Origin of the sequence: Marinobacterium weihaiense (assembly GCF_019061305.1) — a bacterium.
Taxonomy (GTDB): domain Bacteria; phylum Pseudomonadota; class Gammaproteobacteria; order Pseudomonadales; family Balneatricaceae; genus Marinobacterium; species Marinobacterium weihaiense.
Genome location: NZ_JAHQZT010000002.1, coordinates 125,866 through 147,285 on the forward strand (window position 1 = coordinate 125,866; position 21,420 = coordinate 147,285).

Annotated in this window: 24 protein-coding genes and 2 tRNA genes; 4 read left to right on the top strand and 22 right to left on the bottom strand. The window is 57.1% G+C overall.

Translation table 11 applies throughout. The annotated features are described in order from the left end of the window. The first annotated feature begins 32 nt into the window (after nt 1-32). Both rlmD and KTN04_RS02415 read left to right on the top strand, forming a co-directional pair. A complete protein-coding gene (gene rlmD / locus KTN04_RS02410) occupies nt 33-1,385 on the top strand; it encodes a 23S rRNA (uracil(1939)-C(5))-methyltransferase RlmD (RefSeq protein ID WP_217333610.1) in 1,353 nt (450 codons plus the stop codon). Further along, nucleotides 1,378-1,998, top strand: a complete 621-nt coding sequence (locus tag KTN04_RS02415) for an RluA family pseudouridine synthase (protein WP_217333611.1) — start codon at nt 1,378-1,380, stop codon at nt 1,996-1,998. The genes rlmD and KTN04_RS02415 overlap by 8 nt, the downstream gene beginning before the upstream one ends. Nucleotides 1,999-2,058: 60 nt before the next feature. On the opposite strand, the gene bamC is transcribed toward KTN04_RS02415, so the two are convergent. Both bamC and dapA read right to left on the bottom strand, forming a co-directional pair. Then, the gene (gene bamC, locus KTN04_RS02420; protein ID WP_217333612.1) at nt 2,059-3,462 is read right to left on the bottom strand and encodes an outer membrane protein assembly factor BamC; all 1,404 of its coding nucleotides are present in this window, start codon (nt 3,460-3,462) and stop codon (nt 2,059-2,061) included. Between the two features lie 13 nt (nt 3,463-3,475). Beyond that, nucleotides 3,476-4,351 (bottom strand): 4-hydroxy-tetrahydrodipicolinate synthase, encoded by an 876-nt coding sequence (dapA, locus tag KTN04_RS02425; RefSeq protein WP_217333613.1) that lies wholly within the window; start codon nt 4,349-4,351, stop codon nt 3,476-3,478. 176 nt (nt 4,352-4,527) lie between these two features. Between dapA and KTN04_RS02430 the strand changes: the two genes are divergently transcribed. Beyond that, on the top strand, nt 4,528-4,995 hold the full coding sequence (locus KTN04_RS02430; RefSeq protein WP_217333614.1) for a peroxiredoxin: 468 nt from the start codon (nt 4,528-4,530) through the stop codon (nt 4,993-4,995). Nucleotides 4,996-5,013: 18 nt separating this feature from the next. Here KTN04_RS02430 and KTN04_RS02435 read toward each other — a convergent pair whose 3' ends face one another. Continuing rightward, nucleotides 5,014-6,087: an AI-2E family transporter gene (locus KTN04_RS02435; RefSeq protein WP_217333615.1), complete on the bottom strand. Its 1,074-nt coding sequence runs from the start codon at nt 6,085-6,087 to the stop codon at nt 5,014-5,016. A gap of 11 nt (nt 6,088-6,098) precedes the next feature. After that, nucleotides 6,099-6,344: a sulfurtransferase TusA family protein gene (locus KTN04_RS02440; RefSeq protein ID WP_217333616.1), complete on the bottom strand. Its 246-nt coding sequence runs from the start codon at nt 6,342-6,344 to the stop codon at nt 6,099-6,101. Nucleotides 6,345-6,437: 93 nt separating this feature from the next. Here KTN04_RS02440 and KTN04_RS02445 point away from each other — a divergent pair, with 93 nt between their 5' ends. Beyond that, on the top strand, nt 6,438-7,883 hold the full coding sequence (locus KTN04_RS02445) for a M48 family metalloprotease (RefSeq protein ID WP_217333617.1): 1,446 nt from the start codon (nt 6,438-6,440) through the stop codon (nt 7,881-7,883). An 89-nt stretch (nt 7,884-7,972) separates the two neighbouring features. Here the strand turns inward: KTN04_RS02445 and nadA are convergent, their stop codons facing one another. From nadA to KTN04_RS02535, 18 genes are all read right to left on the bottom strand, one after another. Then, the gene (gene nadA / locus KTN04_RS02450; RefSeq protein ID WP_217333618.1) at nt 7,973-9,016 is read right to left on the bottom strand and encodes a quinolinate synthase NadA; all 1,044 of its coding nucleotides are present in this window, start codon (nt 9,014-9,016) and stop codon (nt 7,973-7,975) included. A gap of 158 nt (nt 9,017-9,174) precedes the next feature. After that, a tRNA-Lys gene (locus KTN04_RS02455) sits at nt 9,175-9,250 on the bottom strand. 44 nt (nt 9,251-9,294) lie between these two features. Next, nucleotides 9,295-9,370, bottom strand: a tRNA-Lys gene (locus KTN04_RS02460). A 57-nt stretch (nt 9,371-9,427) separates the two neighbouring features. Further along, on the bottom strand, nt 9,428-10,108 hold the full coding sequence (gene queC, locus KTN04_RS02465; protein WP_217333619.1) for a 7-cyano-7-deazaguanine synthase QueC: 681 nt from the start codon (nt 10,106-10,108) through the stop codon (nt 9,428-9,430). An 18-nt stretch (nt 10,109-10,126) separates the two neighbouring features. After that, nucleotides 10,127-10,948 carry a tol-pal system protein YbgF gene (gene ybgF / locus KTN04_RS02470; protein WP_217333620.1) on the bottom strand — a complete coding sequence of 274 codons (822 nt, stop codon included), beginning with the start codon at nt 10,946-10,948 and terminating at the stop codon, nt 10,127-10,129. Between the two features lie 6 nt (nt 10,949-10,954). Then, nucleotides 10,955-11,491 carry a peptidoglycan-associated lipoprotein Pal gene (gene pal, locus KTN04_RS02475; protein ID WP_217333621.1) on the bottom strand — a complete coding sequence of 179 codons (537 nt, stop codon included), beginning with the start codon at nt 11,489-11,491 and terminating at the stop codon, nt 10,955-10,957. A 67-nt stretch (nt 11,492-11,558) separates the two neighbouring features. Beyond that, nucleotides 11,559-12,836, bottom strand: a complete 1,278-nt coding sequence (tolB, locus tag KTN04_RS02480; RefSeq protein ID WP_217333700.1) for a Tol-Pal system beta propeller repeat protein TolB — start codon at nt 12,834-12,836, stop codon at nt 11,559-11,561. A gap of 23 nt (nt 12,837-12,859) precedes the next feature. Next, nucleotides 12,860-13,768, bottom strand: coding sequence for a cell envelope integrity protein TolA (tolA, locus tag KTN04_RS02485; protein WP_217333622.1), 909 nt, complete (start codon nt 13,766-13,768; stop codon nt 12,860-12,862). A 7-nt stretch (nt 13,769-13,775) separates the two neighbouring features. Further along, the gene (tolR, locus tag KTN04_RS02490) at nt 13,776-14,192 is read right to left on the bottom strand and encodes a protein TolR (protein ID WP_217333623.1); all 417 of its coding nucleotides are present in this window, start codon (nt 14,190-14,192) and stop codon (nt 13,776-13,778) included. A 9-nt stretch (nt 14,193-14,201) separates the two neighbouring features. Further along, nucleotides 14,202-14,882, bottom strand: coding sequence for a protein TolQ (gene tolQ, locus KTN04_RS02495; RefSeq protein ID WP_217333624.1), 681 nt, complete (start codon nt 14,880-14,882; stop codon nt 14,202-14,204). After that, entirely contained in the window at nt 14,882-15,313 is a 432-nt protein-coding gene (gene ybgC / locus KTN04_RS02500; protein WP_217333625.1) for a tol-pal system-associated acyl-CoA thioesterase, read from the bottom strand. Before ybgC ends, tolQ begins: the two co-directional genes overlap by 1 nt. A gap of 65 nt (nt 15,314-15,378) precedes the next feature. After that, nucleotides 15,379-15,735, bottom strand: a complete 357-nt coding sequence (locus tag KTN04_RS02505) for a TraR/DksA C4-type zinc finger protein (RefSeq protein ID WP_217333626.1) — start codon at nt 15,733-15,735, stop codon at nt 15,379-15,381. 112 nt (nt 15,736-15,847) lie between these two features. Further along, nucleotides 15,848-16,855 (bottom strand): Holliday junction branch migration DNA helicase RuvB, encoded by a 1,008-nt coding sequence (gene ruvB, locus KTN04_RS02510; protein WP_217333627.1) that lies wholly within the window; start codon nt 16,853-16,855, stop codon nt 15,848-15,850. Between the two features lie 11 nt (nt 16,856-16,866). Further along, nucleotides 16,867-17,493: a Holliday junction branch migration protein RuvA gene (gene ruvA / locus KTN04_RS02515; protein WP_217333628.1), complete on the bottom strand. Its 627-nt coding sequence runs from the start codon at nt 17,491-17,493 to the stop codon at nt 16,867-16,869. 22 nt (nt 17,494-17,515) lie between these two features. Beyond that, the gene (gene ruvC / locus KTN04_RS02520; protein WP_217333629.1) at nt 17,516-18,040 is read right to left on the bottom strand and encodes a crossover junction endodeoxyribonuclease RuvC; all 525 of its coding nucleotides are present in this window, start codon (nt 18,038-18,040) and stop codon (nt 17,516-17,518) included. 135 nt (nt 18,041-18,175) lie between these two features. Continuing rightward, entirely contained in the window at nt 18,176-18,913 is a 738-nt protein-coding gene (locus KTN04_RS02525) for a YebC/PmpR family DNA-binding transcriptional regulator (protein WP_217333630.1), read from the bottom strand. A 100-nt stretch (nt 18,914-19,013) separates the two neighbouring features. After that, complete coding sequence (gene aspS, locus KTN04_RS02530) at nt 19,014-20,777, bottom strand: aspartate--tRNA ligase (RefSeq protein ID WP_217333631.1); 1,764 nt, start codon at nt 20,775-20,777, stop codon at nt 19,014-19,016. Nucleotides 20,778-20,973: 196 nt separating this feature from the next. After that, a complete protein-coding gene (locus KTN04_RS02535) occupies nt 20,974-21,420 on the bottom strand; it encodes an HIT domain-containing protein (protein WP_217333632.1) in 447 nt (148 codons plus the stop codon).

Consider the following 21,420-nt stretch of genomic DNA (forward strand, 5'->3'; position numbering starts at 1 on the left):
GAATGCCCGGCTGACCCAGCGGAAAGTATGACATGAGTCGAAAACGAATTCAGTTCGGCGCACCACCACGTGCGCGCAAGGCCCCAGCGGCCAGTCAAGACCCTCAGACAGTGGATATCGAGCGCTTGAGCCATGAAGGCCGAGGCATCGCCCGCTGCGACGGCAAGGCGACATTTATTGCCGGCGCCCTGCCCGGCGAACGTGTCAGCATGCGCATTACCCGTCAGCACAAGCGCTACAACGAGGCCGAACTGTTGGAGGTCCTGACACCCTCTCCGGAACGTGCCAAGCCCATATGTCCTCATTATCATCAATGCGGCGGCTGTGACCTGCAACACCTGCAGATTGAGCACCAGCGCCAGCACAAACAACAGCAAGTTCTGGATCAGCTGGAACGCTATGCACAGGCCACGCCCGACACCATTGCTCCGGCCTTGACGGGTCCGGACCAGGGCTACCGGCGCGCGGCCCGCATCGGCATCAATCAGCGCCAGCGCGATGGCGAAATTCTGGTCGGTTTCCGCCGGCGCGGCAGCCACAAGCTGCTGAACATCGAACATTGCGCTGTCCTGGCTCCCGAGCTGCAACCGGTTTTTGCTGTGGTCCGCGACGCCCTGGCCGACGTGGACGACATCCGTCTGCTGACCCATATCGATGTCAGCCGTGGCGATACAGGCGGTTTCATTCGCTTTCGCTGTACCCGTCGACCCACAGAGGCGCTGCAGGAGCGTTTGCTGCAGATCAGCGAGCGCGTGCAGCTGGCACTGGTCATCGCCCTGAACGATGACGACTGGTCGCCGATACAGGCACAGGCCAGCTATCGCCTGCCTCAAAGCCAGGTTGAACTGGACTTCATTGCCACCGACTTCATCCAGGTCAATGCCGACATCAATCGGCAGATGGTCCAGCAGGCACTGGACTGGCTTGACCCGCAACCCGTTGACAGGGTGCTGGACCTGTTCTGTGGCCTCGGCAACTTTACCCTGCCGCTGGCTCGTCGAGCCGGTCAGGTCATCGGAGTGGAAGGCTCGGCCGACATGGTCACGCGTGCGCGCCAGAACGCCGCCCGTAATCAGTTGGATAACGCCCGCTTTTACAGGGCCGACCTGAGTGAAAGTTTCAAGCATGCCGAATGGTTCCGCGGTGGCTTCGATCTGATACTGCTCGATCCGCCTCGTACCGGCGCCCGTGAGGCGGTGCAACAGCTGGCCGAGTACGGTGCCCGCAAGGTGTTGTACATTTCCTGCAGCCCTTCGGCACTCGTTGCCGACCTGCCGCTGTTGATATCAGCCGGATACAGGGTCACTCGCTTTGGCATCATGGATATGTTCCCGCATACAGCCCATGTCGAATCCATGCTGCTGCTGGAAGCGGACCATGCCTGATTATATCCATTCAGATGAGCATATCGTAGTGGTCAGCAAACCGGCCGGGCTGCTCAGCGTACCCGGCCGTGGAGAAGACAAGCAGGACTGCCTGTGGCGGCGGGTACAGCAGCGCTTCCCGACGGCGCGCATCGTCCACCGCCTTGATCAAGCGACGTCCGGCCTGCTCATTCTGGCCCTGTCAGCCGAGACTCACCGTCAGCTGAGCATGCAGTTTGAACGCCGCACCCCGGTCAAGCGCTATCAGGCCATTGTCGCAGGCGTTCCCGACGCCACGGAAGGCCGTGTGGAACTTCCCTTGCGCTGTGATTGGGACAACCGCCCCAGGCAGATGGTTGACCCGGTCGCCGGCAAGGCCGCCTGTACGGAGTGGAAGCAACTGGAAGTCTTGCAAGACCGGACCCGGCTGGCGCTCTACCCCATAACCGGCCGCTCGCACCAACTGCGGGTACATATGCTGGCGATGGGGCACCCTATTCTGGGCGATGGCTTCTACGCCCCGCCGCCTTTGGACTCAGCTGCAGACCGCCTGCTCCTGCATGCCGAACAGCTGGAGCTGGAGCATCCGGTCACCGGGGAGTGGATGCGCTTCTTCGCACCCTGCCCCTTTTGAGCGTTTGTACACGCAAAAACGGGAGCCCAGGGCTCCCGTTTTCGTTATCCGTCCGTGTGATTAAGCATCTGGCAACTCATCCTTGATCGCCCAGAGAATTTCCTCTGCGACGATATCCGGTGCCTCCAGGCCCTCTTCATTCAGCACGCTCAGGAAAACACCCGAGCGGGTACGATTGACCTTGAGCTGGTAGCGGCCAGTGTGCTCGTAGTTGCCGGTCTCGGCGTTGTAATTGCCTTCATCACCACTGCCAAAGACATACACTACCTTGCCGCCAAACCAGATCTTGTAACCACGGCGATTGGCCGGGTTATTGGGATCCGACAGCTCGGCTTCAAGCTCGGCCGCAGCATCCCCTTCGGCTTCGCGGGACATCGACTCGGTACCGGCCGAGCTGTAACGAATGCCGTCAGCCTCGTCCTCGCCACCCAACGCACCGCTGATCATACTGGTATCCAGCTTGATTTCGCCACGATCCGAATGGAGCCACTCGAAAAAACCCATTTTGTCAGTTTCATCGAACGAGGTTGTTGTGGTGTAGGTCAGATAGAACAGGCCCGCCGACTGGTCACGAGTCCCTACATCGATTCCTCCGGCATCCAGCGCACGACTGACCTGCCCCCAGGCCTGATCGATCGGCGCGTGAATTTTCAGCACCGGATTGCCACGCGAATCACGCCCCAACAGCGGCTGGTCAGTTCGCTTCTGCTGCAGTGCCAGCAGGGTATTACCGGACTCCTGGGCATTGGCCTTGCTCATGTACCGGAGTAGCTCGAACATCATGTCCGACTTGTACCCCACATCCCGAGCCTGTGTACTCCAGTCAATACTCTCAACCTGAGCATCAACCGGATACTGAACGTGCTTGAGACGAATGGCTGTACGACCATAGTTGTCGGGATCCGGACGCAGGGTCATGCGCAGTTTGTTGCGCGTGGGCCCTTCAACGTCCTGAAGCGTCAAACGCTTTACCCAGCGATCAACAAAGCTGTACTCACGGCCATCCTGCACAATCCAGTCCGTTTCCATCAGCCCCTGGCGAGGATCGAAGCGGCTGACATCAATTTCATTGTAGGCCCAGAAATTTTGCGCCTTGCGCCAAACGTCGGCGATCGGTTCATCCACCAGGATGACTTTCTCGCCTTCGACACGGCGCAAATTGACACTGTCACTGCCCGAGTCAGCATAGAAAAACTCGGGGCGCGGCACCTCGAACGACTCCGAACTACGGGTAGCAGTCACCCCCACATCCGGCACAACCAGCTGCTCACGCATCTCCTTGGCACGCAGGTGGGGCGGCAGCTGCAGCTTTTCAGCCTTGCGTGCCAGCTCATAATCCTGAGTGCGATCACGGATCACGCCGTTCTCGCCATAGACCGGGTTGTTCTCTACCATGCTGCAGCCGCCCAAGGCGACTGATACGGCCAGCGCCAAGGGTAGCTGGAGTGTCCGAAGTGTAGTCATGCGACGTCCTGTATCAGATGATGCCCGCTTCACGCAGAGAGTTGTGAACCAGCTCTCGATACTGCTCGGAGAGCTCGGTCAGCGGCAGGCGAATGCCACCTTCCATCAGCCCCATATCAGCCATGGCCCACTTGACCGGAATCGGGTTCGCTTCCACAAACAGGTTGGTGTGCAGCGGCATCAGTTTTTGCTGCAGCGCACGCGCCCCCTCGGTATCACCTTCAAGGCCCAGGCGGCAAAGCTCGCTCATTTCGGCCGGCGCCACATTAGCCGTGACGGAAATATTGCCTTTGCCACCCATCAGGATCAGTTCGATTGCGGTCGCGTCATCGCCCGAGTACACAGCGAAGTCCGCCGGCACATTGGCGATCAGCTCACGCGCGCGCTCCAGATCACCGGTCGCTTCCTTGATGCCGACAATGTTGTCAATCTGAGCCAGACGGAAAACGGTTTCCGGCAGGATGTCGCAGCAGGTGCGGCCCGGCACGTTGTACAGGATTTGCGGAATGGACACCGCTTCAGCGATGGTCTTGAAGTGCTGGTAAAGCCCTTCCTGAGTCGGCTTGTTATAGTAGGGCGTAACCAGCAGACAGGCATCCGCGCCAGCTTTGGCAGCACGTTCGGTCAGATCGATGGCTTCATGGGTCGAATTGGCACCGGTGCCGGCAATGACCGGGATACGGCCATCGACACGCTTGATGATCGCCTTGATCACTTCCAGGTGCTCATCGTAATCCAGTGTCGGAGATTCACCGGTCGTGCCAACGGCAACAATTGAGTCGGTACCCTTCTCGATATGGAGATCCACTATCTTGTCCAGTGCAGCCCAATCGATTGCTCCATTGGCTGTCATCGGGGTCACGAGCGCTACAATACTGCCGCGAATCATCTCTGTCTCCATCTGTCTGAGAACTCTCAACTTGTTGCAACATGCTACCGGCGCAGGGCCATGGCCTCAACCAGCAGTCCGTTTTTTGATATTGTAAAAGCCGATCATTCTAAACGAATTCTGCACAGCGCGCGTAGTAGTGCGCGCCAATTTTTAGCCATCGAGGATTATTCACCATGACCAGCCCTGTCATTGACCAGCCCGTCAGCGATTTTTCAGCGCCGGCCACCAGCGAGAAAACCGTCACCCTGCGTGAACTCAAGGGTCGCAATGTCGTGATCTACTTCTACCCCAAGGACAGCACCCCGGGATGCACAACCGAAGGTCAGGATTTTCGCGATCTGTACGAGGAGTTCCAATCCCTCGACACTGAGATTTTCGGCGTTTCCCGAGACGGTTTGCGTAGCCACGAGAACTTCAAGGCCAAACAGTCATTTCCTTTCGAGCTGATCAGCGACAAGGACGAGACACTATGCCAGCTGTTTGATGTTATCAAACTGAAGAAAATGTACGGCAAGGAGCACTTGGGCATTGAGCGCAGCACCTTCCTGATCGATAAGGAAGGCGTGTTGCGCAAGGAATGGCGCAAGGTAAAGGTCAAGGGCCATGTGGCCGAGGTGCTGGAAGCCGTCAAGGCACTCTGAGCATACAGGCCTCTGCGGTCAGTTCGCAGAGGCCTCAAGCTCTTCCGTGGCACGGGGCCAGGCGTTGACGATGGCCTTTACCAGGGTAGCCAGAGGAATGGCGAAAAATACCCCCCAGAACCCCCAGAAGCTCCCAAACACCAATACCGCCACAATAATCGATACCGGATGCAGATTGACCGCTTCTGAAAATAGCAGCGGCACGAGTACGTTGCCGTCCAGAGCCTGAATAATACCGTAGGCCACCATCATATACATGAAGGTGCTGCCCCATCCCCACTGAATCAATGCAATCAGCATCACGGGCAACGTGACCAGGGCCGCGCCGATATAGGGAATCACCACCGACAGGCCCACAAGTACAGCCAACAGAGCTGCATAGTTGACCCCGAAAAACACGAAAGTCACGTAACTGACGGCACCGACGATCACGATCTCGATCGCCTTGCCGCGCACATAGTTGGCAATTTGCTGATCCATCTCATGCCAGACGCGCGTCATCATTTCACGTTTGTCCGGCAGAAAAGCCGTCCAGCCCGAAATCAACCGACGACCATCCTTGAGAAAGAAAAATACCAGAATGGGTACCAGTACAACGTAGATCAGCAGCGTTACCACACCCGTGATCGAGTTCAGTGAAAACGTCAGTGCCCATTGCCCCAGTCGGCTCAGCTCGGTGGCAGCAGCCGTAATCAGCTCGCGGATCTGGGTTTCAGAGACCAGCTCAGGGTAGCGCTCGGGCAATACCAGCAACAGCTGCTGCACCTGAGACACCATGCGCGGCGCCTCGTTGAACAGGTTCACCAACTGCTGCCAAACATTGGGCAGCACGAACAGCAGCAACGCCGATACCACGCTGACAAACACCGTGAACACGGAAATCACCGCCAGCAGATGTGGCACCCCTCGACGCTGCAGCCAATCCACGAGCCCCTGCATCAAAAAGGCCAGAATGACACTGGCGATGACCGGCGCCAATGGCTGGCCGAGCATCCAGATGACCAGCAGCGCCCCACCCAGCAGGATAAACAGGAACAGTGCTTCTTCATCCGAAAAGTATCGCTGGATCCATTTGCTGAATATCTTGCGCATACCTGATTCCCTTAAGCGTTGCGGCCGCGGCGAATCCAGTAGATGAAACGCTCATCATCATGGAACGTGTGCAGCAACTCATGGTCTGAAACATTCGTATAGGCAGGGAAGTCTCGGACCGAACCAGCGTCCGTTGCGATCACTTTCAACACCTGGCCCGGCTCAAGCTGATGCAGCGCCAACTTGGCCTTCAAAAGCGGCATGGGACAATTCAGCCCGCTGGCATCCAGGACTTCATCGTATTCGGGTGCATTCATCCGCGTGTCTCCTGCACTTGCGCTGGCCAATAAAAACAATGGCGAGCATCATATACCATAAATTCATGACGCGATAATTCGAAGGGCCATGCGATGCTCAAGTCAACCATTGCCACCACTGCACTCGCCGGCGTTCTCATGCTGCCGACCACCGCGCATGCTCTGGAACCCTACGACCTGCCGGTTTTGAACGACGGTACCTCCTCTGTCGTCAGTCTTGATACCGAATACCGTCTGGGGCGCAACTGGGCCCGCATACTGCGCGGCCAGGCCCCCATGCTTGACGACCCGCTGACCTATCAGTACCTGCAAGACCTGCTCTGGCAGCTACTGCCTCACAGCCAGGTACAGGACCGCCGCCTGGAGTTGTTTGTGCTTGCCAACCCCAGTTTCAATGCCTTTGCCGTTCCGGGGGGCGTAATCGGCGTGCATGGCGGACTGATCCTGGCCGCTGAAACCGAAGCAGAACTCGCGTCCGTACTCGCACATGAGTTGGCACACCTGAGTCAGCGTCATTATGCCCAGCGACTGGAGGAGGAAAAACGCAACCAACCGCTGATGCTGGCCGGCATCCTCGCGGGCATTCTGGTCTCGGCAGCCAACACCGAGGGCGGCATGGCCGTCATGTCTTCAGCCATGGGCGCTTCCGCCCAGAACAAGCTGGCATTCAGTCGCCGCAATGAGCAGGAAGCCGACCGCGTCGGCATGCAGACACTGGTCTCGGCCGATATAGACCCTCACGCCATGCCTAATATGTTCAGCCGCCTACAGCGCAGCTATCAGTTTTACGGACAACGCCCGCCGGAATTCCTGTTAACACACCCGGTAACCGAATCTCGCATCGCCGATTCACTCAACCGAGCCAGCCAGCTGCCCCGCCCCCTTGGCCGCAATCAGAGCCTGGAGTTTGAGCTGATCAAGGCCCGCATGCAGGTCCGCTTTGCCAACTCGCCCGCCGAGGCCTTGAAACACTTTCAGAGCGGCCTCGAAAATAACGACACCGCCCATGCTCGCTATGGCTTGATGATGGCCGCCATGGTCAACAACAAACCTGAACTGGCAGCCACAACATACCAGCAGATGCCAGCCTCCCTGCGCCAGCACACCTATGTGGCGCTAACCCACGCGGAAGTACTGTTAACATCAGGGCAGACCGGCCAGGCTGTGCACAAGCTACAGCGACTGCTGTCCCTGTACCCCGAAAGCCGACCGGCGAGAACATTGCTTGCACAGGCCCTTCGCGACGATGGGCAACTGGATAATGCCCTGCGCCAGTTCAAATCACTGAGCCGAGACTACCCCACGGACGCAACCCTTTGGTTCAAACTGGCGGAAACGGAAGGACTGGCCGGTAACACCCTGGCCGTGCACGAAGCCCGCATCGAATATTTTATGCTGACGGCACAACTGGACCGTGCACTGAAGCAGATCGAATATGCCCGCCGCAGCCATGGACTGACCGCATCCGATCTGGCACGACTGGATCAGCGTGAACGCGAAACACGCGCACTGCGCCAGGAAATGAAAACCCAATTCTGAGTACTCGATACCGACCGCTGAAACGCAAAAAGCCCGTACGGCATGAGATCCGTATGGGCTTTTCGGTTGGGTCGCAGGAACGGGCCAGCTTAACCGGCCGAGAAGTCCAACATCCGCTGCAAGGGCTTAAGCGCCTTCTCTCTCAGCACATCATCAACATGAATTTCGTCATGCCCGTGCTCCAGTGCGGCGAGAATGTTCTCCAAACCGTTCATGGCCATCCAGGGACAGTGCGCACAGCTGCGACAGGTCGCACCCGAACCGCCCGTCGGCGCCTCCAGGAAGCGTTTGCCAGGCGCCGCTTGCTGCATCTTATAGAAGATGCCACGATCAGTTGCCACAATGAACGTTTCATTGGGCAGATCCTGCGCCGCCTTGATCAGCTGACTGGTCGAACCCACAGCATCGGCGATTTCTACCACCGCATCGGGTGACTCGGGGTGGACCAGCACTGCCGCATCAGGATAAACCTGCTTGAGATCCAGAATGCCCTTGGCCTTGAACTCCTCATGGACGATACAGCTGCCATCCCAGAGAATCATCTCGGCACCCGTTTCCTTGCGCACATATTCACCCAGATGCTTGTCCGGCGCCCAGATGATCTTCTTGCCCTGGTCCGCCAGATGCTCGACAACCTTTAGCGCGATACTGGAAGTCACAACCCAGTCGGCACGCGCCTTGACGGCCGCCGAGGTATTAGCGTAAACAACGACTTCATGATCCGGGTGCGCATCACAGAAAGCGGCAAATTCGTCCGCCGGACAGCCCAGATCCAGCGAACAGGTCGCTTCCAGGGTCGGCATGAGAATGCGCTTTTCCGGATTGAGGATCTTGGCGGTCTCACCCATGAAGCGAACACCAGCCACGATCAGCGTAGACGCAGGATGACGAGAGCCGAAGCGCGCCATTTCCAGAGAATCAGCCACACAGCCACCGGTCTCGTCGGCCAACTGCTGAATCAGATCGTCAGTGTAATAATGCGCGACAAGGCAGGCATCCTTCTCAACCAACAGCTGACGGATCTTGGCCTTGTACTCTTCAATTTCAGCGGATCCCATCTGTGCCGGCATGTGTTCTTGAGCAAAGTGCTCCTGCACAAGGATGCGATCATCAATATCTTGCTTACTCAACATAATTCTGGTTCTTATCATCCCGCGGGTTGATGCCATTGAGGGCAAAAATAAAGGGGCGAGGATTATACCATAGTTGCACCCTGGTGAATGCCCGATCTGGCGTTGCACTCATTTCAAGTGTTTAACCTGTGGTGAACTGTAACAGAAAAGAGGGAAGATGGTGGGTCGTATAGGACTCGAACCTATGACCAATTGGTTAAAAGCCAACTGCTCTACCAACTGAGCTAACGACCCACATGAAAACCAGGCAGACAGCCTGATCTGTAAAGGGGCAAAAATGGTGGGTCGTATAGGACTCGAACCTATGACCAATTGGTTAAAAGCCAACTGCTCTACCAACTGAGCTAACGACCCGATGGGCTGCGCATTCTACCCGAGTTCCGGCAGAAGGCAACCCCCTTTTGGAAAATTTTATGCGTAGCGCGTCGGATCCGTGACGCCCGCATCCACAAACCCCTTGGCACGCAGGCGGCAACTGTCACAGCGACCACAGGCACGCCCCTCGTCATCCGCCTGATAGCAGGACACGGTCAACGCATAATCCACGCCCAGCGCATTGCCCTGACGGATGATATCCGCCTTGGTCAGATTCATCAGCGGTGTCTCGATGCGGATGGGATCACCATTGATGCCACGGCGTGTTGCCAGATTGGCCATGGTTTCAAAGGCCTCGATAAACGCGGGACGACAGTCGGGATACCCGGAATAATCAACCGCATTCACACCGATGAAAATAGCATTGGCGTCCAGCACCTCGGCCCACCCAAGCGCCAGTGACAGGAAGACGGTGTTCCGTGCCGGCACATACGTCACCGGCACGCCCTCGCTCTCACCTTCGGGGACATCAATGCTGCTATCTGTCAAGGCAGAGCCGCCAAAGTCTTCCAGATTCAGGCGCAACACCCGATGTTCCGCCACGCCCAATTGCGCAGCGATCGCCTTGGCTGCATTGAGCTCCGTCAGCGAGCGCTGACCGTAATCAAAACTCAGCACATGACAGGTGTAGCCCTGATCCATTGCCATGGCCAACGCCGTCGCGGAGTCGAGCCCACCGGACAGCAATACTACTGCACGTTTTACATCTTGCTTCATGTGGATCCAATTGTTCACTTAAGGCTTGAGATATCCGCGCGCCAGGTCGGCTGCGGGAGCTTTGGGGTACTCCTGTACCACTTTCTGCATCCATTGACGAGCGGTCGACTCATCACCTTCTCGCCCGGCCAGAACACCCAGCTTGTACGACGCATCCGCTGCCTTGGAGTGGGTACCAAATTCTTCAATGACACGCGTAAAGGCGGCTCGAGAAGACTCAGACTTTTGCTCGGCCAAGTACACCTCTCCCAACCAGTACCATGCATTGGCCAACAGGGGACTGTCCGGATAGGCTTCGATGAACCCTTTCAAAGCCCGCTCGGCGCCACTGAAATCACGCTGACGCACCTTGCCGAATGCCGCATCATAAGCGGACTGGCCGCTGTCAACATCCCGCGCCTGTGCCACCGTCGCAGGGACTGCGATATTCGACTCTGCCTGGGTAGACCGTGAAGATGGCGCACCCGCCCCGACGGGTGCAGATGCCGCACCCCCGGCAGTCTCCAGGGGATCAACCAGGCTTTCCCGCCCGGACGGCATCGGCAGTTGTTGAATCAGCAAACTGACGCGCTTGTCCATGGCACGATAGCGCTCAAGCTGTTGTTGTTCGAGCTGGTCAAGACGGTACTGCTGCTGCTCGACCGTGCCACGCAACGCCCTGACTTCATCCTGCAACTGCTGCAGCATGAAATACAGATCAGTCTGCACACCGGTCGATGCACTTGCGGTCACGGCGTCTGCCGATGAGACCTCGACTACGGGAACGGGTTCAGCTGCCTGCAGACAGCCTGCTGACGCTGCCAGCAGCAGTGCCGGCAGATGCAATACTCGTCTCTTCATGATGAATTACTTGCTCAGGTACTTGAGCTCAACACGACGATTCTGCGACCAGGACTGTGCGTCATGACCCAGCACTGCCGGCTTCTCTTCACCATAGCTGACCGTTTCAACCTGGGATGCACTGGCACCGTTCACGACCAGCAAGCGCTCAACCGACTTGGCACGACGCTCACCCAGCGCGATGTTGTACTCGCGCGTTCCACGCTCATCCGCATGGCCTTCCAGACGAACAGAGGCGGACGGATTCTGTGACAGGTAACGTGCATGTGCTTCCAAGTCGTTAAAACCGTCCTGACGCACAACAGCCTTGTCAAAATCAAAGTAGAACACGGTACGCAGCTGCTTGAGATCTTCAGCCGTTACGACCGCACCACCGCTGACACCACCGCCGGACACGCCATAACTGCTTGCGCCGCCGGTACCGGTGCCATTACCTGCACCGGCAACACCGCCATCGGTCGTGGTGCTGGTGGTACTACAACCTGCCGCCAGCGCTACGACCGCTGAAAGCACAAGTGTTTTGGTGAGGTTTACTGCCTGCATGTTTTTCCCCTGTTTGAGAGAGCATAGTTAATGTTGTGTGTTCAATCTGAAACCCGAAGCAAGCCACCTAGCGAAGATAGGGCGACCAGGCTGGCTCGCGGACATCGCCGCTGACCGCCGGCATCCTGAACTGAACGCGCCCATCCAGTGATACGGCTGCCAGAACCCCTTTGGTACCTTCCTGAGTGGCGTAGATCACGACACTGCCATTGGGCGCAATGCTTGGTGATTCTGCCATAGCCGACTGCGTCAGCACATCCACTCGATCGGTCTTGAGATCCTGTACCGCAATGTCAAAGCCGTTACCACCGCCGCCGCTGCGGTGCACCATGGCCAGAAAACGCCCATCTTGAGTCAGGCGCCCACGGGCGTTGTAATTGCCTTGAAAGGTTAGCCGCTTAAGGTCTCGACTGGCCAAATCCAGCTGGTAAATCTGAGGCTGGCCACCGCGGTCAGACGTAAAGATCAGAGAACGCCCGTCCGGGGACCAGCTGGGTTCAGTATCAATGCCGTAATGACGTGTAATGCGCTGTAGCTGACGACTGCGCAAATCCAGCACATACACTTCCGGGTTGCCGTCACGCGAGAGCACCAATGCCAGCTGGTTACCGTCAGGCGACCAGGCGGGCGCACCGTTCAGGCCCGGAAAGGACTGAATGCGCTCACGGCGCCCGCTGGCAAGGTATTGCACATAAATGGATGGCTTGCCGGTTTCGAAGGATACATAAGCCAGCTTACTGCCATCCATGGACCATACCGGTGACAGAATGGGCTCGGATGATTCCAGAATGGTTCGAGCACGCGCACCATCCCAATCGGCCATCTGCAGGCGGAAGCGCTGACGCTTGGGTCCGAGCTGTTCAGCAGTCACATACACAATACGGGTTGAGAAGGCGCCCTTGAGTCCAGTCAGACGCTCGAACAGGCGATCGGCGACCAGGTGCGCTGCGTCGCGCAAGTTGTCTCGCGCAGTGGTAACCTGCTCGGACAACATGGCCTGCTCACGCAGCACATCATGCAGTTCGAATTCGATGCGAATCTGACCGTCGTCCTGAGCACGCGCACGACCAATGATCACGTAATCCATCTTGGCCAGACGCCAGTCACGAAAGAAGATATCTTCGCTGCGGGTCGGAAAACCGAGCATGTTGTCCCGCAACATAGGCTGGAAAAAACCGCTGCGCCCCAGATCCTGCTGTACGATGGCAGCCACATCCTCGGGCAACGCCTGACCGGTATCATTGCCGAACGGCACTACAGCAACCGACGTTGGCGCTTCCACGCCCTGCGTCACTTCAACCACCAATTCGGCTCTGGCCACGCTCACCACCAGCACCATCAGCATGGCTGCCACTACTCGTTTGAATATTACCACCTGAGTCCCTCCGGCCTGAACTTGACCAACAATTTACGCAAACGACGCTCGAACAGCACGGGATCGACTTGTGAAAACCGAGGAAACACTTTGACCCGATAGACCGCCTGCACCGCTGAATTATCAAAGGCTGCATTGCCACTGCTGGTATGGATATATGCCTGATCTACCTCGCCACTGGGCAGAAAGTGGATCGCCACGACCGCCTCCATACCATTGCGGGCCGTACTTGGAATGCGCCAGCTATCTTGCAGCATGGATGTGATATAGGACTGCATATCCCCCACGACCGACTCCGACGCCCGACGTGCGGCTGCTTCCCGGGCTTGCCGCTCGCGCGCCAGCGCACGCTCCAATTCAGCGTCCGCCCGGGCCTGCTGGCGTTGACGCTCGGCTTCGGCGCGCGCAGCGGCCTCAGCCTTGCGTTTGGCCTCAGCGGCTTCACGCCGCGCCTGCTCTTGCGCCTTGCGCTTTTGTTCCTCGGCAGCCGCCTTGCGCTTGGCGGCCTCTTCCGCCTTGCGCTTCTGTTCTGCCTCACGCTGACGCGCCAAGGCTTGCCGCCGTTCACGTTCTGCTTCCGCCTTGGCTTTGCGCTCCGCTTCGGCTTTTGCCTTGCGTCGCTCGAGTGCCTGCCTGCGTTTATCTTCTGCTTGCTGCATTCGGCGACGCTCCGCCGCACGGGCCTGCTCTTCGGCCCGTGCCTGTTCCCGCGCGGCACGCTCCTTTTCAGCTTGACGCTGGGCCAGCGCAGTCAGATCAATCATCTGTGCTTCAATATGACGCGGCGTCATACGCTGAGGCGTTGCCTCCTGATCCACCCAATGCGTGCCAAGCAAGACCAGAGCCCCCGCATGCACCCCCAGCGCCAGTATAAACGGAATGATGTAGCTTCGTGTTTCCACGCGACACCTATTCCGTCACCAGGCCAACGCTGCTCGCGCCCGCCTGCTGTAACAGCACCATCAACTGCACGACCTGGTCATAGCTGGTATCCCGATCACCCCGCACCAACAGCAGCTTTTCCGGCGCAGTCGCCAGAATTTTGCCGACACGACTTGCCACTTCCTCGGCAGACAGCGGCGTTTTCTCATCACCACCGGCATTAATGTAGTAGCGACCTTCGATATCCACCGTCAGTATGATCGGCTCTTCATTCTGATCTTCAACCGGCTCAGCAGCAGCCTTGGGCAGCTCGACATTGACCCCTTGCGTCAACATGGGAGCCGTCACCATAAAAATCACTAGCAGCACCAGCGTCACATCAATGTATGGCACCACATTGATCTCTGAATTAAGCCGGCGCTTCTTGCGCTCTTTTCGAATCATAAGTCAGTCTCAGCCGGCACGGTGCACACGGCGATACAAAATGCTTGAGAACTCGTCGGCAAAGGTATCATAGGCATTCAGCAGGCCCTCGGCCTGTGCAGAATAGCGATTGAATGCGACAACCGCTGGTATAGCCGCGAACAGGCCGATTGCCGTAGCCACCAGCGCTTCGGAGATACCCGGTGCCACTGACGCCAGTGTGGCCTGATGTACATTGGCCAACCCCCTGAATGCATTCATGATGCCCCACACCGTGCCGAACAGTCCGACATAGGGGCTAGTTGAACCAACCGTTGCCAGAAACGGCAAGTGACGCTCAAGACGTTCTTCCTCACGTGCCATGGCAACCCGCATGGCACGCTGCACGCCATTCATCACCATATCGGGATCGCTGCCGCTTTTTTGAGTCAACCGGGTATATTCCTGCAAACCGGCCTTGAAAATATTCTCGGCACCACTGCTGGTGTCCGGCGTCTGTGATACCTCACGAAACAACTGACCCAGGTCGACTCCAGACCAGAAGCGATCCTCGAACTGACGCAGCGCCTTGCGTGCTCGGCGCATGACCTGGTTGCGCTGGAAAATCATCACCCATGACAGGAACGATGCCAACAGCAACAGCAACATCACCAGTTGCACGACAAGACTCGCATTCAACACGAGACTCCAGATCGACAGCTTGTCTTCCATTATTTCTCCTCAGGGGTAAGCTGTTGTTCAGCACTTGCGGCCAGCCCGGCAAGCAGATCCGGGGGCCAGCGATGCGGCTTCATTTCACTGCCTGACACGCAAGCAACCTCCACTTTAGCGGAACAAAGCAGAACAGAATCTGAAGCGCGCGTGATTTCCTGTACAAAGGTCACCCGCACGGGCGACCTGCTTTCGATACAAACACTGACAAGAAGTTCATCATCAAGGCGGGCGGGCTTCAGGTAGCGGCCATCAACACGCGTGACCACAAAGATAAGATCATCTTCTGCCAACTGCTGCTGATAATAGCCATGCGCGCGCAACAACTCGGTGCGAGCGCGCTCCATAAACTTGAGATAGTTGACGTAATAGACGATACCGCCCAGGTCGGTATCTTCGATGTAGACGCGTATCGGCCACTGAAACGGCATGCCGCTGATCCGGTCAAGTTAGAGTTGGCACAAACAATAACAGCAGCAGATTTTAAAACAAGGTCTTACTTCTGGCAGCAGAGACAGACATCCACCAACGGATCGGCGCGCAACAGGTTAAGCTCAATGCCCTCGCCACACCTGACGCAACGTCCAAAATATCCCCGGTTCACACGCTCGAGTGCGGCTTCGCATGCAGCGATGGCTTCTAGGTTCTGGCTCAGGTGATCCAGGTTCAGGCGACGCGCAAGCAACAGCACTGACCCCGGCCCCGGCTGCTCGATCGACAGACGCTGTAGATGATGGCGGATGTGTTCGATTTCATTCAACTCATCCGCCAGCTCTTCATGCAGAGACGCCAACAGTTGGTGCAACGCCTCGGCAAACCCTTCCAGCTCATGATGACTCAGTACTGCGGACATACGGCGACTCCCTTGAAGTAGGAATCTCATGGTAAAGCCAGCCCGGCAGCCATCTCTTGACCCTTGTCACACCTTGACCAGTGGTCAGAATTTCGTCATGTGCAGCTTGATACTAGTCAGGTTTATCAATACCGAAATGCAAATAGGCATGATCCGTGACCACTCGCCCACGCGGCGTGCGCATCACAAACCCTTGCTGAATCAGATAGGGCTCAAGTACGTCCTCGATGGTATCACGTTCCTCGCTTATAGCTGCCGCGATGCTGTCGATCCCCACCGGTCCGCCACCGAACTTTTCTATCATGGCCAACAAAAGGCGCCGGTCCATGTGATCGAATCCGCGCTCATCGACGTTCAGCATGTTCAAGGCAAGATCCGCCATATCCTTGGTGATGCGACCATCCCCGCGGACTTCGGCAAAGTCACGTGCACGACGCAGCAGACGATTGGCAATGCGCGGCGTGCCACGAGATCGCCGTGCAATTTCAGCCGCCCCTTGCATATCCACCTCGGTACCCGACAGCTTGCCCGAACGCATGACAATGCCGGTCAGGTCCTGCTCTGAGTAGTATTCCAGGCGCTGGACAATACCGAACCGATCCCGCAGCGGAGAGGTCAACAAACCGGCACGCGTGGTTGCACCCACCAGCGTGAAAGGCGGCAGGTCCAACTTGATGGAGCGTGCGGCCGGCCCCTCACCGATCATGATATCCAGTTGGTAGTCTTCCATCGCAGGATACAGAACCTCTTCCACATTGGGGCTGAGACGGTGTATCTCGTCAATAAACAGCACATCACCCGCTTCCAGATTGGTCAGCAAAGCAGCAAGGTCACCGGCCTTCTCCAGCACCGGGCCTGATGTCGTCTTGATCTGCGACCCCATCTCATGCGCAATGATATTGGCCAACGTCGTTTTTCCCAGACCAGGCGGACCGAAAATCAGTGTATGATCCAGCGCCTCTTCACGCCGTCGCGCCGCATCAATGAAAATTTCCATCTGCTCGCGAACCGCCGGCTGCCCCTCATAATCGGACAGCAGCTTGGGGCGAATGGCACGATCATTGACTTCTTCACTGGGAGCAGCCAATGGCGTTATAAATCGGTCAGCTTCAATCTTCATGCACTCTCCCTTCAGCCACTAACCATGGTCTTCAAGGCCTGGCGAATCAGATCTTCAGTCACGGCCTCTTCACCAATAGCCTGTACGGCCTGCTCGATGGAACGCGTTGCCTGCTGTGGCTTGTAGCCAAGCGCAATCAGTGCGCTCTCGGCTTCTGAACGGTGGTCCGCTTTCTGCTCCGCGGTCGCAAAATTGCCGGAGCTGAGCTCAAGCTCAGTTAATGTCGGCACCTCGAGTTGATTGAGCCTGTCTTTCATTTCGACAATCAGCCGCTCTGCCGTCTTTTTACCAACCCCCGGCACCTTGACCAGCGCCGTGGTGTCTTCTTCGTGTACGGTACGAATGAACGCGTCAGCACTGATGCCGGACAGGATCGCCAACGCCAGCTTGGGGCCTACTCCATTCGCCTTGATAAGGGCACGAAACAGCAGCTTCTCCTGCCGGTCCACAAACCCGTACAACAGCTGCGCATCTTCACGCACCACGAAATGCGCATGCACACCAATCTCGGCACCCACTTCGGGTAAGGTGTAAAACAGATTCATGGAGGCCTCGATTTCATAACCGATGCCATTCACATCCAGCAACAGCCAGGGCGGCTGCTTTTCCAAAACTCGACCTCTGAGGTATCCGATCACGGGCTAATTGCCTCCAATAGAATCATAAACGCCAACGCCCACCTGAACGCCCCCCGGATCGACCACGGGACGGTGCGATCTGGCCGCTAGCCGTGTGTGCATGGCAAAGCGCAATGGCCAGCGCATCCGCCGCATCCGCTTGGGGTAGCCCAGGCAGCTTCAGCAAATGCGCAACCATATGCTGCACCTGGGATTTGTCTGCACCACCATTGCCCACCACCGCCTGCTTGACCCGACGTGCCGCGTATTCAGCCACCGGTAGTGCACGGTTAGCACCGGCGACAATGGCGACGCCTCTTGCCTGCCCTAGCTTGAGCGCAGAATCCGCATTGCGCGCCATGAACACCTGCTCGATAGCCATTTCCTGAGGCTGGTAGCGTTCTATCACTTCGCTGACGCCGGCATACACCTGCTGCAACCGCTCAGCCAGCACATCACCACTGATGCGTATGCAACCACTGGCCACATACTGGATGCGCGCTCCTATCACCTCAATGACACCGTAACCTGTGATACGTGATCCAGGGTCGATGCCCAAAATCAGCATGAACACGCCTCAATATTCAAGAGCATAAACAAAGCCCGAACAAAAAACTGTACATTTATACACCAAAGCAATATTGATTGACCATAAAAAAACCGGGGTTGCCCCCGGTTCATGTCAACCTGATACCCACACGCCTTATTCCATAGCCTCTTCAGGAATATCCGCATTATGGTAAACGTTCTGAGTATCATCCAGATCTTCCAGGGCATCGATGAGCTTCAGCGCCTTGGCACCGCTCTCGACATCCAGATCAACTGTCGTGGAGGGAATCATGCCGACCTCGGCATACACCGGCTCCAGACCTGCATCGACCAAACCCTGCTTGACATCCATGAATTCCTGCCAGGGCGCAAACACATCAATGGAGCCATCTTCATTGGTCACAACATCGTCCGCACCCGCTTCCAGCGCCGCTTCCATAACTGCATCTTCATCCGCATCGTCACCAAAGCTGATCTGCCCCTTCTTCTCGAACAGGTAGGCAACAGAGCCATTGGTACCCAGGTTGCCGCCCGCTTTATTGAAGGCCGCTCGCACCTGTGAAACAGTGCGGTTGACGTTATCGGTCATACATTCAACCAGGACGGCCACGCCGTTCGGGCCGTAACCTTCATAGGTCAGCTCGTCGTAGTTGTCGCCATCACCACCACCGGCGCCACGCTGAATGGCCTTTTCGATGGTATCTTTTTTCATGTTCGCGCCCAGCGCCTTGTCAACGGCCGCACGCAGACGCGGGTTGTCTTCCGGGTTACCGCCGCCTTCTTTGGCAGCGACAGTGAGCTCGCGAATCAGCTTGGTAAAGATTTTGCCACGCTTGGCGTCCTGTGCCGCCTTGCGGTGCTTGATGTTAGCCCATTTGGAATGACCTGCCATACAACATCCTCATTGACTGCAGGGCCCTCGGGCCCTGTGATCGTTATGCGTATTCCGAATTCAAGTGGGGCGACTCAAATGGTCGCCCCGGGTGCACGAATCAGGGTGTCTTGCGCAGCTTGATGTTCAGCTCGCGCAGCTGAGCGGCACTGACTTCGCCCGGCGCATCCGTCAACAGACAACCGGCACTCTGGGTTTTCGGGAAAGCGATGACTTCACGAATGGAAGAAGATCCCGTCATCAGCATCACCAGACGGTCCAGACCGAAAGCCAGACCGCCGTGAGGCGGTGCACCAAACTTCAGTGCGTTGAGCAGGAAGCCGAATTTCTCTTCGGCCTCCTCATCGGAAATGCCCAGCACCTTGAATACAGCCTTTTGCATCTCCTGGTCGTGAATACGCACTGAACCACCGCCCAGCTCAGTGCCGTTCAAAACCATGTCATACGCACGAGACAACTTGCCTTCGGGCTGCGCGATCAACTCGTCCGGAGTACAGCTCGGTGCAGTGAACGGGTGATGCAGCGCAGTCAGGCTACCATTATCGGTTTCTTCGAACATCGGGAAGTCGACCACCCACAGCGGTGCCCACTCACGCTCGATCAGGTTCATGTCTTCGCCAACCTTGATACGCAACGCACCCAAGGCTTCGTTGACAACGCTTTCCTTGTCGGCACCGAAGAAAACGATATCACCGTTCTTGGCCTCTAGGCGCTCCATGACCTTCATAGCCACGTCGTCGCCCAGGAACTTGACGATCGGTGACTGCAGACCTTCAGCACCCTTCTCCAGATCGTTGACCTTGATCCAGGCCAGGCCCTTGGCACCATAGATACCCACGAACTTGGTATATTCATCAATGATCTTGCGGGTCAGCTCGGCACCACCCGGTACCTTCAGCGCCGCAACACGACCCTTCGGGTCCTTGGCAGGACCGGCAAACACCTTGAATTCGATATCCTGCAGCAGATCAGCAACATCGATCAGTTCCAGCGGGATACGCAGATCCGGCTTGTCGGAACCGAAACGCTGCATTGCCTCGGCATAGGGCATGCGCGGGAACTGGCCCAGATCCACACCCAGCACCTCATTGAACAGGTCACGGATCATGCCTTCGGTCAGACCCATGATACCTTCTTCGTCCATGAACGAAGTTTCGATGTCGATCTGCGTGAATTCCGGCTGACGGTCCGCACGCAGGTCTTCATCGCGGAAACACTTGGCGATCTGGTAGTAACGGTCAAAGCCGGACACCATCAGCAGCTGCTTGAACAGCTGAGGTGACTGCGGCAGTGCAAAGAAGCTGCCTTCATGAGTGCGGCTCGGCACGAGGTAATCACGTGCACCTTCAGGGGTCGCGCGGGTCAGGATCGGTGTTTCAATATCGAGAAAGCCGTTATCTTCCAGGAAATTGCGAATATTGTGGGTAATCTTGGAGCGGAACCGCAGTTTGCGCTGAATTTCCGGACGACGCAGGTCGATGTAGCGATGGCGCAGACGTACGTCTTCACCCACCTGCTGGTGCTCATCCAGCTGGAACGGAGGCGTTTCAGCCTTGTTCAGGATAACCAGCTCCTTACCCAGCACCTCGATTTCACCGGTGCCCATTTCGCTGTTGATGGTGCCTTCAGGGCGCGCACGCACGGTGCCACGCACCTCTACCACGTACTCGTTGCGGACACTGTCGGCCAGATTGAAGCTTTCTTCGCGGTCCGGGTCGAAAACAACCTGAGTAATCCCTTCACGGTCGCGAAGATCAAGGAAGATGACCCCGCCGTGATCTCGACGGCGGTGTACCCAGCCGCTGAGAGTGATATCTTCACCGATATGTTCTGCTCTGAGGTCGCCGCAATAATGGCTGCGCATAGTGTCCTGTTCCTGTATCCGAATGCAACATGGAAATCAAAGGCAAGAATTATAACCGATTTGGCCGAGGCTGACAGCAGGCCTGAAGCGTGAAACTGAATGTGGCCGGCACAGGGTGCCGACCAATGCTATCGGGTGCCACGGGCTTGCGATAGAGCCGTACCGGCAAGGCATGCGCGGTAGAACGGGCGATCATTCAGCCGTGAGGCTCGAACGCCAGTTCGCCTTCCAGCAATACCTCAAGGCGTGCACGCACCTGGCTCAACTGCTCATCGGTGTAAGGCACTGCCGGCACACGCCCCCAAACAGGTCCGGGCCAGGCTGGGTCCGATTCCTGGCGGGCAATGACATGAACATGCAGCTGCGGCACCATATTGCCCAGCGTCGCCACATTCATCTTGCGCGCTTGAAACAGATCTGCCAGCGTTTCCGACAGTTCGCTGACCTCGTGCATCAACTGTTGCTGCTCATTGGCCGGCAAATGATAGAGTTCGGTCACGCCAGCACGCCGAGGCACCAGAATCAGCCAGGGATACTGACTATCATTCATCAACAGCAGACGACACAGGGGGAAGTCACCTAGTGCAATAGTATCGGTAATCAATTGAGGGGCGAGTTCAAACTCAAGTTCCAGCTCATCCAT

Excerpts from the sequence above, each read along its gene's own strand:
- rlmD (WP_217333610.1), top strand. The coding sequence starts at position 33 with ATGAGTCGAAAACGAATTCAGTTCGGCGCACCACCACGTGCGCGCAAG.
- KTN04_RS02415 (WP_217333611.1), top strand. The coding sequence starts at position 1,378 with ATGCCTGATTATATCCATTCAGATGAGCATATCGTAGTGGTCAGCAAA.
- bamC (WP_217333612.1), bottom strand. The coding sequence starts at position 3,462 with ATGACTACACTTCGGACACTCCAGCTACCCTTGGCGCTGGCCGTATCA.
- dapA (WP_217333613.1), bottom strand. The coding sequence starts at position 4,351 with ATGATTCGCGGCAGTATTGTAGCGCTCGTGACCCCGATGACAGCCAAT.
- KTN04_RS02430 (WP_217333614.1), top strand. The coding sequence starts at position 4,528 with ATGACCAGCCCTGTCATTGACCAGCCCGTCAGCGATTTTTCAGCGCCG.
- KTN04_RS02435 (WP_217333615.1), bottom strand. The coding sequence starts at position 6,087 with ATGCGCAAGATATTCAGCAAATGGATCCAGCGATACTTTTCGGATGAA.
- KTN04_RS02440 (WP_217333616.1), bottom strand. The coding sequence starts at position 6,344 with ATGAATGCACCCGAATACGATGAAGTCCTGGATGCCAGCGGGCTGAAT.
- KTN04_RS02445 (WP_217333617.1), top strand. The coding sequence starts at position 6,438 with ATGCTCAAGTCAACCATTGCCACCACTGCACTCGCCGGCGTTCTCATG.
- nadA (WP_217333618.1), bottom strand. The coding sequence starts at position 9,016 with ATGTTGAGTAAGCAAGATATTGATGATCGCATCCTTGTGCAGGAGCAC.
- queC (WP_217333619.1), bottom strand. The coding sequence starts at position 10,108 with ATGAAGCAAGATGTAAAACGTGCAGTAGTATTGCTGTCCGGTGGGCTC.
- ybgF (WP_217333620.1), bottom strand. The coding sequence starts at position 10,948 with ATGAAGAGACGAGTATTGCATCTGCCGGCACTGCTGCTGGCAGCGTCA.
- pal (WP_217333621.1), bottom strand. The coding sequence starts at position 11,491 with ATGCAGGCAGTAAACCTCACCAAAACACTTGTGCTTTCAGCGGTCGTA.
- tolB (WP_217333700.1), bottom strand. The coding sequence starts at position 12,836 with ATGCTGATGGTGCTGGTGGTGAGCGTGGCCAGAGCCGAATTGGTGGTT.
- tolR (WP_217333623.1), bottom strand. The coding sequence starts at position 14,192 with ATGATTCGAAAAGAGCGCAAGAAGCGCCGGCTTAATTCAGAGATCAAT.
- tolQ (WP_217333624.1), bottom strand. The coding sequence starts at position 14,882 with ATGGAAGACAAGCTGTCGATCTGGAGTCTCGTGTTGAATGCGAGTCTT.
- ybgC (WP_217333625.1), bottom strand. The coding sequence starts at position 15,313 with ATGCCGTTTCAGTGGCCGATACGCGTCTACATCGAAGATACCGACCTG.
- KTN04_RS02505 (WP_217333626.1), bottom strand. The coding sequence starts at position 15,735 with ATGTCCGCAGTACTGAGTCATCATGAGCTGGAAGGGTTTGCCGAGGCG.
- ruvB (WP_217333627.1), bottom strand. The coding sequence starts at position 16,855 with ATGAAGATTGAAGCTGACCGATTTATAACGCCATTGGCTGCTCCCAGT.
- ruvC (WP_217333629.1), bottom strand. The coding sequence starts at position 18,040 with ATGCTGATTTTGGGCATCGACCCTGGATCACGTATCACAGGTTACGGT.
- KTN04_RS02525 (WP_217333630.1), bottom strand. The coding sequence starts at position 18,913 with ATGGCAGGTCATTCCAAATGGGCTAACATCAAGCACCGCAAGGCGGCA.
- aspS (WP_217333631.1), bottom strand. The coding sequence starts at position 20,777 with ATGCGCAGCCATTATTGCGGCGACCTCAGAGCAGAACATATCGGTGAA.
- KTN04_RS02535 (WP_217333632.1), bottom strand. The coding sequence starts at position 21,420 with ATGGATGAGCTGGAACTTGAGTTTGAACTCGCCCCTCAATTGATTACC.